A 20092-nucleotide genomic window follows, 5' to 3' on the forward strand; every position below is an offset into this window, starting at 1 on the left:
AAATAATGTAGAATAATAAATATTCATTCAAAATATCGCATATGATTTTATAAATAACTAAATTCTTTAATTTAAATAAAATGTAATTTTATAAATATTGAAAGTTAATTAAAATAATTCATGCTTCTGAATACTACAACATTCAAGTATTTATATGCTCTTGAATACTGTAGGATATAAGAATATAAATGAAAGGAATTATAAGCTAAAAAATGAAATAAAAGATTTAATAAATTATTTATATTTCTTGATACAAAAGACATTTATGGAACTTGATACAAAATATCAAAGAGCTAAAATAATTGTTGAGCAATTAAAAAGTTTTTATGTTCAAATTTTCTTTTCTCTTGGATTATTTTTAATTATTGTGATAAGATTCAATTTTTACAAGCCATCTACAAATTTTGCCATGTCAACAGCTATTAGTGGTGCTTTAACAAATGAAACAATGCTTATTTTATCTAATATGAATTCTCAAAGTCTTGATGCTATTTCAACAATGTCTCCTCAAGATTTAAGTTTTTTTAACAATCCATGGTTTTTAATTTTATATGTAGCTTGTATCTTTTCCCTTTTTGTTATATTTAAGTTCATTAAATTTTATAGAACAAAAAATAAGTTTATTAGAAGTGAAAAATTCAACGAAAACCTTAAAAAACATATGAAAATGGATGAAATTCCAACTGTAGATGAGGTTCATGAGAAACTCAATCAAGATAAATCTAAAGAAAAAAAGAAGTTTTATTATGGTATTTTAAGGATTGCAGTAGTAATAGCTATTTTATTTTTGATGAAATACTATTTCTCACAATCAATGTTGTTAGATGTGGTCATATTTTTTGCTATTTTTAACATGATTTATAGATATTTGTTTATTTTCCATTTAGACAAAAAATTATTTAAAAAAAAGTGGGAAGATAGAAAAATAGATGAATATATGAAACAAATGGCTTAATGGTAGTGTATATTTTTAAAAAAAAGAATAATACAATTTAAATGAAGTATAAACAATAAAACACTCAGAATGAGCTTAGAATAAATTTAGAATAAATTATAAATTAAAAATCTTATAAAAGCTAACTTTTAAAATTGAAAAGTTTATAAAATTGATTATTGAAACTAAAAGTTAAAAATAAAAAAGAAAAAATAATTAAATGTTTAAATTACTCTTTTAAAATCCTAATTGTAATTGTTTCGCCTTTAATTTCATCTAATTGGTCAATTTCTTTAATGGCTTTTTTAACTGCGGATTCGTTAGCACTGTGTGTGACGAAGATAATTGGAACTGGAAGTCTGTCTGAGTTTCCTTTTTGTGTCACTGATTCAATACTTACATCATATTTAGCAAATATTTCTCCGACTTTGTGTAGAACCCCAGGTTTATCAACAGTAGTTAATCTAACATAGTATTTTGTTACAAGATCTTCAATTGATTTAACTTTATTAACTTGTGGAGTTTTAGGACCATAATTAAGTTCTTTTTCTGGATTTAAGGCAATGTCAATTACATCTCCCAATACTGCACTTGCAGTTGCCATTCTTCCTGCTCCTTGTCCATACAATAATACAGGTCCAACAAAATCTCCAACAAGATATACTCCATTGAAAACATCATTAACAGATGATAGTAAATGATTTTTAGGTATAAATGTTGGGTGAACCCTTATCTCTAAGTCTTCATCAACTTTTTTAGCTATTCCAAGAAGTTTTATAGAATATTCAAGTTCATTTTTAGCAAATTCAATGTCTAATGGGGTTAATTTAGTAATCCCTTCAACAGTAAAGTTTTCTTGAGGAACATACTTTCCAAAACCAATTTTTGTTAAAACAATTAATTTTTGTGCAGTGTCATGACCTTCAATATCAAATGTAGGGTCAGCTTCAGCATAACCTTTTTCTTGGGCTTCTTTAAGGACTTCATCAAATTCTAATCCTTCTTCAGTCATTTTTGTAAGAATATAGTTGGCTGTTCCATTCATAATTCCATAAATGGATTCAAATTTATTTGCAGAGAGAGCTTCATTAAATGGGGTTAAAAGAGGGATTCCTCCACCAACACTTGCTTCAAATAAGATTCGAACATTGTTTTTTTCAGCAGTTTCAATTAATTCTTCCCAGTGCTTAGCTATTAATGCTTTATTTGCACTGACAACATGTTTGCCATTATTTAATGCTTTCAAAATAAATGTCTTTGCTGGTTCATATCCTCCCATTAGTTCTATTACAACATCTATTTCTTCATCCTCTAAAATATCGTTTACATCTGTTGTTAAAATATTTTCATCTATTTTAACTCCACGATCAGTGATAATGTCTAAATCTGCCACTTTTTTTAAATTTAGCTTTTTTCCAGTTTTTTCATCTAATAGATTCTGATTTTTGTTAAATATTTCTACAACACCAGCACCTATAGTTCCAAAACCAATAAGCCCTACATTTACTTCATTACTCATTATTTTTCCTCATTTGACATGATAATAATTTTAAATAAACTCATCTAAAGATTTTTTTACTAAATAATTTACATTATATAACTATTTTTAATTTTTTATTTATAAAGTTTATTAATCAATTATATTAATATGATAACTATTTATTCATTTAATTATTTATTAATTATTTGTTAAATTAATCGTTTGTTAATTATTATATTCAATTTGATTAATTAATTTTTCTTTTTAAATACTTTTTTTAAATATTTTTTTTAAAGTGCAAATATCTAATGATTTTTTTAATAAATTTCATTTTTAAGTTTTATATACTCACCTATAGACTCTCTTGTAGTTCCAATTACTAATCTATAATATTTTTCTTTCATATGTTCACATACCATTTCTACTTTTCCCTTTGCAATGATTTTTTCACCATCTCTAGCTTGCCCAGCATAGGTATGAGTAAAAGAAGCTATTTCCTCTATTGGGAAATTATCACCATCTAATACTTCCACATTTGCTATTTTATACACTGCAGGGTTGTCATAAGAACCTATTGCATTTTTAACTTCACATTCTATTGTGGATTTGCCTACAGATTTATATTTAATTCCACCCCAAACACCTTTTATTTCATTCCAATTCCTGGTTGCAAGTATATCAAATAAAGTATTCTCTATTACTCCCCTATTGCTTTTTCTAGATTCATAAAATGAAAATTCCTTCATTGTTAGTGAGTCATCCTTAATTCTCTTTTCATACAAGCTATTCCAGAAATCTTTTCCAATAGAATGGATCTTTACAGTTTTTTTAAGTTCTTTAATTTCTATAGTTTTGTTCTTATATTTTTCAAAGGTTTCAACAGCTTTTTTATGATTTTTCAATCCAAAGACCACAAAATCCAAGTCTGAAATCTCTGATTTTTGAAGATTTGGAAGTATTGACCCAGATATTCCAAGATGTTTATAATCTATACCTCCAATATAATGAAAAAAATCAGAAAGGTCAACTAACTTTTTATAAAAATCTGTATTAGACGAATTTTTTGATGTTTTAAATGATTTATCTTCAAATTCTTTTCTAATCTCTACCAATCTTTTTTCGGGTTTAATAATTTCTTTTATTTGTTTATATGGAACACCCATCATTTCAATGTTTGTTACATCACAAAAATATAAATATTCTGGATATTTTTCTCTTAAATAGCTGTATGCTTCATCAGAACTTACTTTACGATATTTTTTTCCATTTTTTTCTCTATCTCCATTTTTATCAGGAATATATCTTAAAAAAGAGATAATTCTATCTTTTGGATGAATATAATTGGTTGTTGCAAAGTATAAATCCTCTTTAGTATGTATAAAATCTCTTGTTCTTGCTTTCATTAAATCTTCTCCATTTAATATTATGAGGGTTATAAATAGAGTATTAAGATGCATATTAATATTTTAGAATTTGATTTTTATTTTTTATTATTCATTTCTTTATTATTCATTTCTTTATTATTCATTTCTTTATTATTTATTTCTTTATTATATAATAGTTTAAAATAGTTACTAATGAACAACTGTATTTTTTAGAATTCCTATATCTTTAATCGAAACTTCCACTGTATCTCCAACATTTAATGGTCCAACACCTGGAGGAGTTCCAGTTGAAATAATATCTCCAGGATTTAGTGTCATAATATTTGATATGAACTCTACAAGTTCAAATGGTGAAAAAATCATATTATCAGTGCTTGATTTTTGTTTAACATTTCCATTAACTTTTAATTCAATTTTTTGATTTAATGGATCCATATCTGTATTGATCCAAGGCCCTGTTGGTGCAAATGTATCAAAACTCTTTGCTCTTGTCCATTGAATTTCTTTTTTTTGGATGTCTCTTGCTGTAACGTCATTTAATATTGTGTATCCTCCAATGTAACCTTTTGTATCTTCTTTTTTAACATTTTTACATATTTTTGAAATTACAATAGCTAGTTCTCCTTCATAATCTACTTGATTAGAGCTTTCAGGATAAATTATATGATCATCATGTCCTATAATTGATGTAGATGGTTTAATAAATATTTTTGGCTCATTGGGAATTTCCATATTCAGTTCTTTTCCATGTTCAATATAATTTAAACCCACACAAACAATTTTAGATGGTTCAGATGGGGGAAGAATTTTTATATCTTTTAATTTGTATGTTTCACTAGATAACTCAAGTAATTCTATTTCAGATTTAGTAAATATTTCTTCAAATGTTTCAACATTAAGTTTATGGACTTTATTTTCAGTTTTTCCTAAAATTCCAAAAAACTTTTTTTTGTTTTCAGTGTTTTTAGATTTTTCACTATTTTCATTACTTTCATTAATTATATTACTTTTAATCATATTACTTTCATTACTTCTATTATTTTTATTACTTCTATTATTTTCATTACTTCTCTTTTGAAATCGTATAATTTTCATTTTAAACACTTAGATAATTCTTTCTATTGGTAAAACTAGGATGTCTTTAGCACCAACATTTCTTAATTTATTTACTAAGTCGAATACTTCTGATTCATCGACTACTGCTTGAACAGCAACAATATCCTCTTTAGAAATGACTTTAGAAACTGTTGGACCAGTCATTGCAGGCATAAGATCTTTTATTTTATCTAAATATTCACTTTGTGAATTCATCATAATTAATTTCTTTGATTTAGCTTGTATTACTCCTTTTACACTTGTATTAACACTTTCTATTAAATCTTCATTATTTTTTAAGCTATTTTTATTTGCAATAACTTTTATTGAGCTATTGAGGATTTTATCAATTATTTTTAAATGGTTCATTCTTAATGTTGTTCCAGTACTTGTTAAATCTGAAATTAAATCAGCAACACCTATAAATGGAGCTATTTCTGTAGAACCACTTAATTTAACTATTTTAAGATTTAAACCTTTAGATTTTAAATATTTTTCAGTTAAATTTGGAAATTCTGTTGCTATTTTCATATTTGATTTAATATCATCAATAGAATTTATATCTGAATCCTCAAGAGAAGCTATTACTAATGAAGTTTCACCAAAATTTAAATCACCTAAAATTTCAACATCAGCATTTTTTTCTTTGATTAAATCTAAACCAGTAATTCCCATATCAACAATTCCGTCTTCAACAAACTCTGGAATATCGGCTGCTCGTGCAAACATTATATCTATTTCATTGTTATATGTCTTTGAGATTAATTTCCTATTTGCTGAATCTTTTAACTGTAATCCTGCTTTTTCAAGTATTTCAATTGATGGATTACTTATTCGCCCCTTAGAAGGAACTGCAATTTTAATTCCCATTTTATCTCCTATTTTTTTTAATTTTTTTATTGTTTTTAATTTTTTTTTTTAGATTTAAACACCTAATAATTTTAATTTATTTTTTCTATGTAATTTTATTTATACTATCATATTCATAAATATTATTATTAATAATTTATTTCATAAATATTATATAATGAATTTTTATTATATAATAGATTTTTATTATATAATAGATTTTTATTATATAATAGATTTTTATTATATAATGAATTTTTTTATATTTTTATAATTTTTTTTTAATTTTTATATTTTTTATATTTTTTATATTTTTTATATTCTTTTTAATTTTTTATAATCTTTTCATAATTTTGTATCTTAGGGTTTTAAAATTGTTTTAAAATTTTAAATAGGTAATTACATGGAAACCAAATACACTTTAATCGAAAATGTCAATTTAATAACTGCTATTGATTCAAAGGATAATATCTATTGGAATGATGATTTAATCAATGAAAAAAATATTTCTGTCCTTATAGAAAATGATAAAATAGCTGAAATATCATCAAAAATATCTAAATCTGGAATTGATAAAGTTATTGATGGAAATGATAAACTATTAATGCCTTCATTAATTAATACCCACACTCACAGTCCTATGAATTTGTTTAGAGGACTTGCTGATGATTTAGAATTAGATACTTGGTTAAATGAATATGTATGGCCTGTGGAAAGTGGTTTAAATGGGGATTTATGTTATTTAGGTGCTCAAATAGCTATTATGGAAATGATTAAATCTGGAACCACATGTTTTTCAGATATGTACTTTTTTATGGACTACGTTGCAAAAGCTGTTGAAGATGGAGGTCTTCGAGCTGTTCTTTCTAATGGTATGATTGATTTTTCTGATGAAGAAAAAAGGAAAAATGAGTTTAAAGAAAGTGAAAATCTTATAAAAAAATGGAATAATAAATCTGATGGTAGAATAAAAGTGTTTTTTGGTCCTCATTCTCCTATTACTGCTTCAAAAGAATTATTAACTGGTGTAAGAGAAAAAGCTAATAAATATGATGTTGGCATTAATATTCATATGAATGAAACACAAAAAGAGATTGAAAATATATTAAACCAATATAATATGAGACCTTTTGAGTATTTAAATGAAATAGGTTTTTTAGATGGAGATGTTTTAGCTGCACACTGTGTATGGCTAAGTGATAATGAAATAGATATTATTAAAGAAAAAGACATTAAAGTATCGTATAATCCTGGAAGTAATATGAAATTAGCTTCTGGAATAGCCCCTATTAGTGATTTAATTGAAAAAAATATTTGTGTTTCACTTGGAAGTGATGGAGTTGCTTCTAATAATAATTTAGATTTATTTGAAGAAATGAAATTAGCCTCTCTTCTCCAAAAAGTTGATACTTTAAATCCTAAGTCTCTTACAGCTGAACAAACAATTAAAATGGCAACCATTAATGGTGCAAGAGCATTAGGTCTTGAAAATGAAATTGGTTCTATTGAAATTGGTAAAAAGGCAGATATGATTTTAGTTAATACCAATTCAATTGCTATGTCTCCTTCAGTTAATTCTCTTATTTCTCATTTGGTTTATTCTGCCAATGGCTCTACTGTAGATACAACCATATGCAATGGGGATATCTTGATGGAAAATAAGAATTTAAATGTTTTTAATGAAGAAGAAAGTCTTAAAAATCTTAACCTCGCCACATCTAAATTAAAAAAGGTTTTAAATTAATAAAAATTTTAAGTTAAAATACTTTTTTTATTTTTTTTTATTTAACTTCTATATTTATTTCTATATTTATTTCTATATTTTGTTTTTATTGATTCGTCTTTTCATTAGTATTTTACTTGTTACACATTAGAAATTTACCTTTGAATAAATCTAACTTTGTTTTTGTTGATTACAATATTTTTTTCCCATTCTTTCAATGTTTCAGGATAATCTTCCCTAAAATGTGCTCCTCTACTTTCTCTTCTTAAAATAGCTGATTTTATTATGATAATAGCTATTTCAATCATATTTATAACTTCTAATCCTTCTTGAAGAGATTTGTTAAAGTGTTTTTCATTTGAAATTTTCATGGTACTTAATTTATTTTTTAGAGAATAAACCTTATCTAAAGCAGTTTTTAACCCTTCTTCATTTCTTATAATGGCTACATATTTCCACATTGTGTTTTTTAATTCTTTTTTAATTTCAATAGGTGAAAATTCTCCATTTTTTATCAATGAGTTTATTCTTCCTTCTTCTTTTTCAATACTTTTTATGTTTATTTTAAAATCTGTTTTTTTAGCCATTTTAGATGCATTTAACCCAGTTATTCTTCCAAAGACTTGTGTATCTGCAAGTGCATTTCCTCCAAGACGATTGGCTCCATGAACTCCACCAGCTACTTCACCTGCACCATACAAATTTTTTATGCTTGTAGATCCTGTTTTATCAATTTTTATTCCTCCCATAAAATGATGAGCTGTTGGTGCAACTTCCATAGGCATTTTACGGATATCAATTCCTACATCTAAAAATTGAAGTAACATAGTTTCTAATTTCTCTTCAATAACATTATCTTCTAGAAAACTAACATCTAAGTAGACTCCTCCATTGTCTGTTCCTCGTTTTTCTTGTATCTCTGTATAAATTGACCTTGCAACTATATCTCGAGTTGCCAATTCTCCTCTTTTATCATATTTTGTCATAAATCTTTCATTATTTTTGTTTAAAAGGATTCCTCCTTCTCCTCTAACAGCTTCAGTTATTAAAATTCCTTTTCTTGACTCTGAAGATATCATTCCAGTTGGATGAAATTGAATTTCTTCCATATCTATTAAATCTGCTCCAACAGTGTATGCTAATGCAAATCCATCACCATTTTTTTGTATTGTATTAGATGTTACAGGATACAACTGACCAGCTCCTCCTGTAGCTAAAATTACTGTTTTTGATTGGAAGAATATTGTTGAGCTATCATTTAGAGAAAGTCCCACAGCACCTATAACTTTAGATTTTGATTCTTCATCAAGTATTAATGAAGAAATCATTACTTCTTCTATTGTTTCAATTTCTCTTTTGATAATTTCTTCTTTTAAAGCCATTATTATTTCATGACCTGTTCTATCTCCTTGAAAACATGTTCGTCTAAAACTTTGTCCACCAAAAGGTCTTTGGTTAAGTTCACCATTTTTTTGTCTGTCAAATAATGCCCCATATTCCTCTAAATCATGTAATCTATCAGGTGATTCATCTACAAGTACTTTTACTAATTCTTTATCGTTTAAAAATCTACCACCTTTCATAGTGTCATCAAAATGTGTTTGTTTAGAGTCTTTTTTATCAACATATCCAAATGCAGCATTATATCCTCCTTCAGCCATTCCAGTACAACCAGATCTAAATGAAAGACCTTTTGACACAATAATAGCTTTTAGCCCAGCTTTAGATACTTCAATTGCGGCTCTTGAGCCAGCACCTCCTGAGCCAACAACAAGAACATCGCATTGAATTATTTTGCTTTTCATGAGTATTACTTTGTTGTTTTATTTATATATTATTTTTGAATTAATTTATTCATCATTGATGTTTTAATTAATTTATGTCATTATAACTAATTTATTCATTATAATCATAACCTAATTTGTTTATCATAATTATAACTAATTTATTCATTATAATCATAAACTAATTTGTTTATCATAATTATAACTAATTTAATTTTTATTAATTACTTGTTTATAAAAATTTAATATTTTAAAAAATTTTCATGAATTTAAATATTTTGAGGGTGTTTTTTTTAAATAAATTTTTATATTATAAAAAACATAATATTTTTATTATTAATTATTATTAAATAATTTAAAAATTTTATATTTCATTAAGTTAAATAAAATAAATTATTTTTATTAATTTGTAATTATATTTTTTTAGTAATTATATTTTTTTATTAGTTTAATAATATATTTTTTTATTAGTTTAATAATATATTTTTTATTAGTTTAATAATTTTTATTTCAATATATTATTTAATTAAATTTAAATATTTTATTAAACTTTGTAGTTTCAATAAATTAAAACGTGATATTATGAGTGATATTAAAGATAAATCTCTTGCTAAAGAGGGTGTAAGGAAAATTAATTGGGTTCAAAAGCACATGCCTGTTCTTGAACAAATTAAGAAGCAATTTGAAGAAGAAAAGCCATTTGAAGGTTTAACCATAGGATCATGTTTACATTTAGAACCTAAGACAATTAATTTAGGTCTTACATTACTTGCTGGTGGTGCTGAAGTAGCAATGTGTGGTTGCAATCCTTTATCTACCCATGATGATGCTACAGCTGGAGGAGATGCATTAGGGTTAAACATCTACGGTTGGAGAGAACAAAATGATGAAGAGTACTACACTTCAATTAATCAAGTTCTTGATTATAAACCCGACATTATAATTGATGATGGAGCAGATATGATTCTTGTTATTCATCAAGAACGTAAAGAATTGTTAAAATCTATTAAAGGAGCATGTGAAGAAACTACTACAGGTGTTCATAGATTAGAAGCAATGCATGCAGATAATGCTTTAAAATTCCCAGTAATAGCGGTTAATGATGCATACACTAAACATTTATTTGATAATAGATATGGAACTGGTCAATCTACTTTTGATGCTATCATGGGTACTACAAATATGTTAATTGCAGGTAAAACAGTTGTTGTTTCTGGGTATGGTTGGTGTGGAAGAGGTGTTTCATCTAGAGCTGCAGGTTTAGGGGCTAATGTTATTGTAACCGAAGTTGATCCTATAAGAGCATTAGAGGCTCGTATGGATGGATATAGAGTAATGAAAATCTCTGAAGCAGTTAAACATGCCGATTTAATCATTACCGTCACTGGAAATATCAATGTTATTAATGGTGATGACTTTAAATATATGAAAGATGGATGTATGCTAGCTAATTCTGGTCATTTCAATGTTGAAATCAACCGTCAAGATTTAGAAAAATTATCTAAATCTGTTGAAGAAGTTAGAGACAGTATTGAAGAATTTACACTTAAAGATGGAAGAAAAATTTATCTTCTTGCTGATGGCAGATTGGTTAATCTTGCAGCAGTTAGAGGTCAAGGACATCCTGCAGAAATAATGGATATGAGCTTTGCAGGTCAAGCACTTTCTGCAAAATATATTAAAGAAAATGATTTGTCTATTGGAGTAAGTAAAGCACCAGATGCACTTGATTATCAAATAGCTAATATGAAATTAAAATCTATGGATATTGAAATAGATTCTCTCTCTAATCGCCAAAAAATTTACATGTCTGAATGGCAAGAAGGAACATAATTTTAATGAAAGTCCTTATATTTTTATCTAAATAATAATATCTTAAATACTAGTACTTTAAATATTAGTATCTTAAATATTAGTATCTTAAATGATAATATCTTAAATTTTAATACATTAAATTTAACACATTAAATATGATAATATGAATTTTAAGGAAATGGTAAAAGTATTTGAGGAACTAAATGGAACAACTAAACGTTTAGAAAAAACTAAAATATTATCTGATTTTTTTTCTAAATTAGATTCCAAAACTCTTTCACAAGCTATTTTAATGGCTTTAGGTTCTGTTTTTCCACCTTATTCCGAAGAAGAAACTGGAATAGCTGATAAATTACTTATAAGTGCAGTAAGCAAAGTCCTTGGAATTTCAAAAAATCTTGTTCAAGATGAAATAAGAGAAACAGGAGACATTGGTCTTGCCTGTGAGAAATTGTATAAAAATAAAACTCAACAAACATTTTTTTCTAAAGTTCTAACAATAAATTTTGTTTTTGAAAGTATTAGAAAACTTTCAACTATTTCTGGTAGCAATTCACAATCAAAAAAAATTTCTATTATTTTAGAGCTTTTATCTTCTGCCAGTCCAGCTGAAGCCAAATACATTTCCAAACTTCTACAAGAACATTTAAGACTTGGTATTGCTGATGGAACAGTTAGAGATGCTATTTCTCAAGCTTTTACTATTAATAAAGATGTCATTGATAGAGCATATATGTTAAGCAATGATTTATCTCTTGTAGGGCAAGTTTCAAAAGAAAAAGGCGAAGCAGGTCTTTTAGAACTTAATCTTGTCCCAGGTAGACCTGTTAAACCAATGCTTGCTAAATTAGCTGAAGGAATAGAAAGTAGTGTTGGAGAAATGGGTGAAGCTATTTGTGAGATAAAATACGATGGCATTAGAATTCAAATACATAAACATGGGGATGAAATTAGTTTTTTTACACGTAGATTGGAAAATGTTACAAATGCAGTTCCTGAAATGATTGAAGTGGTTAAAAATGGATTTCCTGATGAAGATTTTATAATAGAAGGAGAAATGATTGCTACAAGAGAGGGTAAACCAATTTCATTCCAAAACATCTTACAAAGGGTAAGGAGAAAATATGATATTGATAAAGCCATTGAATCTGTTCCTCTTTCATTGTATTTATTTGATTTATTATATTACAAAATTCCAATTTTATATGAGCCACTTAGTTTTAGAAGAAAGAAGTTAGAAGAAATAATCAATTTAGAAAATGAGAAAATTAATCTTTCAGATAAGGTAGATGTTACTTTAGAAAATATTTATTTGGCAAAGGACTTATTTAATAAATCAATAGCTAATAATCATGAGGGAATAATGATTAAAGACCCTAAAGAGCCTTATATTCCAGGACTTCGTGGTAAGAAGATGCAAAAGTTTAAAGCAGAACCTGAAACATTGGATGTGGTAGTTGTTGGTGGAACTTATGGTTTAGGAAAACGCTCAAATTTTATTGGTTCTTATTTGCTAGCTATTAAGGATGAAGACGATAATTTAAAAACTATAGCTCATGCGGGCACAGGTTTAAGTGAAGATCAACTAGAACAACTCACACAACTCATGGAAAAATATAAAATCAAAGATGTAGGTACTAAAATTTATGTTGAACCTAAAATTATTCTTGAAATAGCTTACAGTGAAATTGTTAAAAGTCCAGAGTATGAAACAGGATATTCTTTACGTTTTCCAGTAATTAAAAGAATCAGAGAGGATAAAGGAATAGCTGATATTGATACTGTAGAACGTTTAGTTAGTATGTTTTAATGGTTTTTTTTATTTTGCCTATGTTTTAACTATTTTTTTATTTTTTATTAACTTTTTTTATTTTTATGAAATTTTTTGCTTTTTTTTATTTTTAAATTCTTTTTTAACGAAATTATTAAATTGTTTACTTAAAAATAATTTTTTACTTTAAATAAAGCATATTTATTTATATGCATAAAAAATATTTATTTTTACAATAACATTATAATTTATTATTTTAAATCATTACTCTAAATACATGTTTATTCTTAATTGTTAGTTAATTAATGTATTCAGTTGTTATTTGTACTAAAACATTCTAAATACTTTATTTTTTAAATTTAATTAGTTATAATTTAAATAATTTTATTAAACAAAAACAAGGTGTGTTTATGGAGATTACAGATGAAAAAATATTTAAAATAGCTCTTTTTACTTCTTTAATAGGGTTAGTTGGAATGATAATATTTTCTTCTTATGTTGAAGTAAAAGAAGTGTCTATAGGGGATATAGATAGGTCTATGATAGATGAAAAAGTCTCTATAACAGGAATAATTGATTCAATTGAAACCTCTTCTTCAGGTAAATCAGTTTTTATAAGCTTAAATGATGGAAAAAATAAAATAAGTATCATGATTTTTGAGTCGGTCTTAGCTGAGTTTGAAGATGCAGGTGTAGATTTAAATAGCTATTTAAACCATAAAGTTAAAATTTATGGCACAGTAACAGAATATAAATCTACTATGGAAATAATTTTAGATAATTCCAATTCTATTAAATTAGATGCATAATTGTTATTTATTGTTTTAATTAAGATATTCATTCAATTTTTATTTATTCAATTTTTCTAATTTTATAAAAGTATAAATATAAATAATTAAATATTTTTATATTGTTATTCAATAGTTTAATAATTATTCAATATTTTCTATATCATAATTCAAATTTATTTAAAATATTTTTAATAGCATTTGAATTGATTTTGCTGATTAATGATGATTTTAAGAATGGAATTATTGATTTTTTTTTAAAATGATATTAGTTATTACTTTATAAATTTTAAATTTTTATAATTATTAGTATTTATTAAGCATTTTTAAAATTACAAGTAAAAAATATATTTATCTCGTGGTAATATGGTTAAAAAAAGATTATTTGGAACTTTTGGTGTACGAAGAATAGCTAATGAAGTTTTAACTCCTGAATTCGCTTCAAGATTAGCTGCTTCATATGGAACTATTGTTAAAGGAAAAATAGCTATTGGTGGGGATACAAGAACAACTACTAAGATGATTAAAAATGCAATAGCTGCAGGTTTACTTTCTGCTGGTTGTGAAGTTGTTGATTGTGGAATTCTTCCAACTCCTGCACTTCAATATGCAGTTAGAAATTATTATAATGGAGGAATAATGATAACAGCTTCTCATAACCCTCCAAAATATAATGGGATTAAATTTTTAGATGATTTAGGAATAGGGATTTCTGATGAAATGGATTTAGCTGTTGAAGAGATTTATTTTGATAAGGAACCAGATAGAGTGCCTTGGAACCAAATTCCAGAAATTTTTACAAATGATAGAATTATTGATGAGTATATTGATGAAGTTCTAAAAAGAGTAGATGTAGAAGCCATTAAAAATGCAAAATTTAAAGTTATATTAGATCCTGGTTCAGGTGCTGGCTGTTTTACATCTCCTTATATATTAGAAAAATTAGGGGTTCAACTTATCACTTTAAATGCTCAAGCAGATGGATTTTTCCCAGGAAGGGATCCAGAACCTACAGAAATAAATTTACAAACATTAATTGCTACTGTAAAAGAACTTAAAGCTGATATTGGATTTGCACATGATGGTGATGCTGATAGAACCATTTGTATAGATGAAAAAGGCAATTTTGTCCAAGGAGATAAAAGTTTTGCTTTAATTGAAAAGTTAATGTTAAAAGAAAATGGAGGAGGATTAATAGTAACCACAGTAGCTACATCACAAGCTATTGAAGACATTGCCGTTGAAAATAATGGAGAATTTCTTGCTACTGCCGTTGGAGATTTAATTGTTGCAAGAAAACTTCATGAAGATAATGGTTTATTTGGTGGGGAGGAAAATGGAGGTTTAATTTTTCCAGAGTTTGTTTATGGTCGTGATGCTGCATTATCTACTGCTAAAATACTTGAATTAATGGCTAAAGAGAAAAAACCACTTTCTGAGCTTGTTAATGAGCTTCCTATTTATTATTCTCAAAAAATGAAAATAGAATGTGATGATGCGATAAAAGAAGAAATTATGGACAAAATATCTGAAGAAGTAGAGAATTTAGGTTTTAAAATTGATAGAACTGATGGTGTTAAGATTTTTAAAGATGAAGGATGGGTTATAATACGTCCTTCTGGGACTGAACCAATTTTTAGATCTTTTAGTGAAAGTAAATCTGAAACTGATGCTGAAGACCTGGCTAATTGGGGAATTTCATTAATTAAAAAATACAAAGAATCAGTTTAACTTTAAACATTTAAATAGATTTATATTTAGTTTTAAATATTTAAATAATTTTATATTTATTAATCAAAACATAATTAATATGATGAATAGTTTAAAACCATGCATCTAAGCTATTTTGAGGAGAGTTTATTTTTTCCATTTTTTTTTCTGCAGTTAAAACTCTTTCCTTTGAAAAACCATGTTCATCACACATAAAACCAATTAATTTTTCTTTGTTTACTTTTTCCCATTTTATATTATAATCTTTATTTATTTCATGGTTTAAGAATAAATCTCTAAGCTCATAAGGATGTCTTCCAAGGGTTTCATTTTTTTCTATTAAATATTCTTCTAATGTTTTGGATCTAATGATTTTTAGAGCTGTTTTTGCACCTATACCTCTGATTCCAGGATTAAAATCGGTTCCTACCATTAATGAAAGATCAATTAATTGTTCTCTACTAATTTTTAAGTTATTTAAAACATTTTCTAATTTATAATACTCTAAATCATTTTTATTTCCACTTAAAGTAAGATTTCGCAGAATTCTAGGTGCACCAAACAAAAGACAATCGTAGTCTTGCGAAGCAACTGCCCATGCATCACCATTTTGAACCATATATGTTGCTTGAGCTTCTCCTTCTCCAAAAGCTTCTACATACGGAATTCCCATTAAATTCAAAAGTGTTTTTGATGTTTCAATGATATAAGTTGACATTCGGGAGGTTCTTGTAGCAAATTTACGTGCAGATTCTTCATCTCCTTCTTTTAAAGCTATTTTCCATTGTTTTTCTGATTTTTCTTTAATTTCATTTCGTTTATTTAATGTTTCTGATTTTAGGGGTGATGGCTTTCCATCAAAAATAAAAATTGGTTTAATTCCTTTTTCAACAATGGATGATATTCTATAAAGCAAACCACTTAAATGTGAAGTTACATTACCTGATGAATCCATTAAAGGAGTACCATCTGTCTGCCTAATACTTGATAAAAACTGATAAATTGTATTAGCAGCATCAATAGCTATTATTTTCCCATCTAAATCCCTAAAACTGATTTTTTCTGGAGATATAATGTCTTTTACTTTTACTCCCATTTTAATACCTATAATTTTTAATCCTATAATTTTTAATACTTATTTAACTTTTAACATTTATAACTTTTATTACTCATTTTAATTAATTTTATTAATTTGTAATCAATTTTTTAACAATTTCACTCCAACCTTATATCTGATGGGCTTTCTATGTATCCTTTTAATGCTGAAGCTGCAACCACTTTTGCATTTGATAGATAGACTTCTGACTCAGAATCACCCATTCTTCCTTTAAAATTTCTATTTGTAGTGGAAATAGAAGTTTCCCCTTTTGTTAAAACTCCCATATGCCCACCTAAACATGGTCCGCAGCCAGGATTACAAACTATAGCTCCAGATTCAATAAATTGGTTTATGTAGCCTAAATCAATAGCTTTTTTGTAAATTTCTGCTGATGCAGGAGCTATTATCAACCTAACATCTGAATGAATTTCATTTCCTTTTAATATTTCATATGCATCTTTTAAATCTTCTAATCTTCCATTTGTGCAAGAACCAATAAATCCTTGATCAATATGGGTTCCAGTTACCTTTGAAATGGGTTTAACATTGTCTACATCGTTTGGACAAGATATTTGGGGTTCTAATTCACTTATATCGAAATAAAATTCTTTTTCATATTGGCTATCATGGTCTGATTTGAATATTTTAAATTCAGATGGATTTTTACCTGTTCTTTCACTTAAGAATTTTAAAGTATTTTGATTTGGTTCCATAATCCCATTTTTTCCACCCATCTCAATTGCCATGTTTGTAATAGTCATTCTTCCTGAAACATCCATTTCTTCAACAGTTTTACCACAAAATTCACAAGATTTATATGTTGCTCCTTCACTCCCAATTTTTCCAATTATATTTAAAATAATGTCTTTAGAACTTGTATCATTACTTAATTTTCCATTTATTTCGATTTTAAATGATTCTGGAACCATAAACCATGTTTTTCCTGTTGCATAAATCATAGCAATATCTGTAGCACCCATTCCTGTTGAAAATGCTCCAAATGCTCCATATGTACATGTATGTGAGTCTGCACCTACTATAACCATTCCAGGCTCAACCAGTCCTTTTTCTGGTAAAACTTGATGACATATTCCCTCACCATGACTATAAAAGTGACTAAGTTTTTGTTTTTTAGAGAAATTTCTTGCAACTTTTTGAAATTCTGCAGAGCCTATAGTATTTGCAGGTATGTTATGGTCAAATATAATAGCTATTTTCTCTCTATCCCAGACTTTATCAGCTATTTTTTCAAAACTTCTAATTGCAGGTGGAGAAGTTCCATCATGTGACATTACAAAGTCTACATCCACTTCAATTATTTCTCCAGGTTTAACAACTTTTTTGTTAGCTTCTGAAAGTATTTTTTCGGTTATTGTCATTGTATCACAGAATGCTATCATTGAGCAATATTAATAAAGTAATATTATCTTAAATAATATTCATAATAAGTAATATTAAAATTGATCTTGTGTTTTAAATTAAATAAATCTAAGGATCAAAAGGTCCTGTTACATGTTTTACAATTTCACTAAAAACTTTATCGTTAATATATTTTCCTTTTTCACGATTTTTTTTCACTTCTTCTACAATTTTACATAGTTCATTATCGTTAACTTCAAATCCACATTGATCAAGCTTTGCTTTTACTGCTCTACAGCCAGAATGTTTGCCTAAAACCAATTTTCTTTGTCCCCCAACCATTTCAGGTAAAAATGGTTCATAGGTAAGGGGTTCTTCAATAACTGCATCTACATGAATTCCAGACTCGTGACGGAAGATATTTCTACCTACAATTGATTTATTTGGAGGAGTTTTTATTTGAGTGTATTTTTCAACTAAATTGGACACATTTTGGATATGTTTAGTTTTAAATCCTAAATCAACACCATAAATTAATTTTAAAGCCATTATAATTTCTTCAAGTGAAGTGTTACCTGCACGTTCACCTATACCATTAACAGTTGTTGAAACGCCATTAGCTCCAGCAAGCAAACCAGAAATAGAATTTGCAAGAGCTAAACCAAAGTCGTTATGGCAATGAAGAGCAATATCTGTTTTTACATGTTTTTTAAGTTCAGCAACTAGAAAATTCATTCCATTTGGACTTATACAACCTACAGTATCGGCAATATGTACTCTATCCACACCATAATCTTCTGCTTTTTTATATAGTCTTTTTAAGAAATCTAAATCAGTTCTTGTAGCATCTTCAGCAGAAAATGCTACAAATAAATCATGATCTTTAGCATATTCTATTGCTTTCATACAGACATTAAGAGCTTTTTCTCGCCCTATTTTCATTTTATGTTCTAGATGAATATCTGATGCTCCCATAAATGTTATAATTCCATCTACATCACAGGATAAAGCAGCATCAATGTCAGATTTTTTTGTTCTAGCAAGTGAAATAATTTTTGCATTTAGCCCTTCGTTGGCTATTGCTTTAACTGCTTGCCTTTCTTGAGATGAAACTATTGGAAATCCCGCTTCAATTTGATGGATTTTAAGTTTATCTAATTCAATAGCTATTTCTAACTTTTCATCAGGGGATAAACAGACATCAGGTGTTTGTTCACCATCTCTTAATGTTGTGTCGTATATTGTAATGTTTTTTGGAAATTTAAGTTTTGCTTCTTTGTTGTAGGGACTAACAAAATACTGCATTTTATCAACTCTCTGATTTGTTTTATGGGTGTCATGATTTTAAGCAATAAACATTATTTAATTAATAAATTTAAAAAAAGATAATTAAAATCATTAATATAAATAAATTAATATAAATAAATTATATAAATAAAATAATAATATAACTAATTAATATAATAACTAATATAATAATATTATTTATCTAAAATATATTAAGGTTTTATAGAAATTTATTAAGGTTTTATAGAAATTTTTATTAATTACTGCCATAATTCATTGAGATAGAATTATAAATTATTAAATATCAATATTAAATAAATTTTTATTTTAATATTTTTTTTTAACAAAAAATGTTTTTTAGTAAAATATAATTTATAATTTTTATATCTATGTTTTTTTTACAATTTATATTTTTTGTTTTTTTTCAAAGTTTGTAGTTTTTATTTTTTTAGTCTTTTTGAAAAATATTTTTATTTTTTATTTTTTATTCTCATTTTTGTTTTTTTAGTCTTTTTTATTTTTTTTTGAAATTTGTTTGATAAAAAATTTCTATTTTATTGTCTGTTTTTTTTTCAAATTTATCATAAAAAACATTTATAATTTTTATTAAGCTTATTTTTTATTTAAAAATTTTACTTTTAATTAATTTATTATTCCTCTCTTTTTAATTCAAATTTTTAATTTTAATCATAAAATACACTTTTATTCCTATTTTTGTATGCTTTATTTTACTTAAATTTTTATTTAACTTTTGAATTTTTTTTTGAATTTTGTGTTTAATTTTTCCATAATTTTAAAATTATTTTTGTATTAATTTTTTATTTTTTACTATTAATTTTCATGAAAACTTTATCCTTTATATACTTTACTAATTGATTCTAAAAGGAACATTTATAATATATATTTACCATATTAAAATTTGTATACCAAATGACTGGCTATTGCAAAAACTTGCTTTGTAGCCATTCAATTTTTTTAGAAAATTTTTTATAAATTTTTAAATATTTTTTAAC

General features: G+C 26.2%; 14 protein-coding genes. 6 read left to right on the plus strand and 8 right to left on the minus strand.

What is annotated here, in order from left to right:
- Nucleotides 1-265 precede the first annotated feature (265 nt).
- Nucleotides 266-955, plus strand: coding sequence for a 2TM domain-containing protein (locus MBCUR_RS02280; protein WP_169805780.1), 690 nt, complete (start codon nucleotides 266-268; stop codon nucleotides 953-955).
- Between the two features lie 208 nt (nucleotides 956-1163).
- Here the strand turns inward: MBCUR_RS02280 and MBCUR_RS02285 are convergent, their stop codons facing one another.
- The 4 genes from MBCUR_RS02285 to hisG form a co-directional block, all read right to left on the minus strand.
- Nucleotides 1164-2453, minus strand: a complete 1290-nt coding sequence (locus MBCUR_RS02285; protein ID WP_067089703.1) for a homoserine dehydrogenase — start codon at nucleotides 2451-2453, stop codon at nucleotides 1164-1166.
- Nucleotides 2454-2731: 278 nt separating this feature from the next.
- Entirely contained in the window at nucleotides 2732-3817 is a 1086-nt protein-coding gene (locus tag MBCUR_RS02290; RefSeq protein ID WP_067089706.1) for a DNA polymerase subunit beta, read from the minus strand.
- A 171-nt stretch (nucleotides 3818-3988) separates the two neighbouring features.
- Nucleotides 3989-4894, minus strand: coding sequence for a fumarylacetoacetate hydrolase family protein (locus MBCUR_RS02295; protein ID WP_245637270.1), 906 nt, complete (start codon nucleotides 4892-4894; stop codon nucleotides 3989-3991).
- A 9-nt stretch (nucleotides 4895-4903) separates the two neighbouring features.
- Nucleotides 4904-5764, minus strand: a complete 861-nt coding sequence (gene hisG, locus MBCUR_RS02300; protein ID WP_067089709.1) for an ATP phosphoribosyltransferase — start codon at nucleotides 5762-5764, stop codon at nucleotides 4904-4906.
- 382 nt (nucleotides 5765-6146) lie between these two features.
- Here hisG and MBCUR_RS02305 point away from each other — a divergent pair, with 382 nt between their 5' ends.
- Entirely contained in the window at nucleotides 6147-7487 is a 1341-nt protein-coding gene (locus tag MBCUR_RS02305; RefSeq protein ID WP_067089711.1) for an amidohydrolase family protein, read from the plus strand.
- A 134-nt stretch (nucleotides 7488-7621) separates the two neighbouring features.
- Here the strand turns inward: MBCUR_RS02305 and tfrA are convergent, their stop codons facing one another.
- Nucleotides 7622-9271: a fumarate reductase (CoM/CoB) subunit TfrA gene (tfrA, locus tag MBCUR_RS02310; RefSeq protein ID WP_067089714.1), complete on the minus strand. Its 1650-nt coding sequence runs from the start codon at nucleotides 9269-9271 to the stop codon at nucleotides 7622-7624.
- A 561-nt stretch (nucleotides 9272-9832) separates the two neighbouring features.
- On the opposite strand from tfrA, the gene MBCUR_RS02315 reads away from it, so the two are divergent.
- The 4 genes from MBCUR_RS02315 (at nucleotide 9833) to glmM (ending at nucleotide 15355) form a co-directional block, all read left to right on the plus strand.
- Entirely contained in the window at nucleotides 9833-11083 is a 1251-nt protein-coding gene (locus MBCUR_RS02315; protein ID WP_067089717.1) for an adenosylhomocysteinase, read from the plus strand.
- A 145-nt stretch (nucleotides 11084-11228) separates the two neighbouring features.
- Entirely contained in the window at nucleotides 11229-12875 is a 1647-nt protein-coding gene (locus tag MBCUR_RS02320) for an ATP-dependent DNA ligase (RefSeq protein ID WP_067089720.1), read from the plus strand.
- 371 nt (nucleotides 12876-13246) lie between these two features.
- Nucleotides 13247-13645: an OB-fold nucleic acid binding domain-containing protein gene (locus MBCUR_RS02325; protein WP_067089722.1), complete on the plus strand. Its 399-nt coding sequence runs from the start codon at nucleotides 13247-13249 to the stop codon at nucleotides 13643-13645.
- A 345-nt stretch (nucleotides 13646-13990) separates the two neighbouring features.
- Nucleotides 13991-15355 (plus strand): phosphoglucosamine mutase, encoded by a 1365-nt coding sequence (gene glmM, locus MBCUR_RS02330; protein WP_067089725.1) that lies wholly within the window; start codon nucleotides 13991-13993, stop codon nucleotides 15353-15355.
- A 91-nt stretch (nucleotides 15356-15446) separates the two neighbouring features.
- Here the strand turns inward: glmM and fen are convergent, their stop codons facing one another.
- From fen to MBCUR_RS02345, 3 genes are all read right to left on the minus strand, one after another.
- Nucleotides 15447-16430, minus strand: coding sequence for a flap endonuclease-1 (gene fen / locus MBCUR_RS02335; RefSeq protein ID WP_067089728.1), 984 nt, complete (start codon nucleotides 16428-16430; stop codon nucleotides 15447-15449).
- 119 nt (nucleotides 16431-16549) lie between these two features.
- Nucleotides 16550-17812, minus strand: a complete 1263-nt coding sequence (gene hacA / locus MBCUR_RS02340) for a homoaconitase large subunit (protein ID WP_067089730.1) — start codon at nucleotides 17810-17812, stop codon at nucleotides 16550-16552.
- A 109-nt stretch (nucleotides 17813-17921) separates the two neighbouring features.
- Nucleotides 17922-19097, minus strand: a complete 1176-nt coding sequence (locus tag MBCUR_RS02345; RefSeq protein WP_067089733.1) for a homocitrate synthase family protein — start codon at nucleotides 19095-19097, stop codon at nucleotides 17922-17924.
- Nucleotides 19098-20092: the final 995 nt, after the last annotated feature.

Source organism: Methanobrevibacter curvatus (genome assembly GCF_001639295.1).
GTDB lineage: Archaea > Methanobacteriota > Methanobacteria > Methanobacteriales > Methanobacteriaceae > Methanoflexus > Methanoflexus curvatus.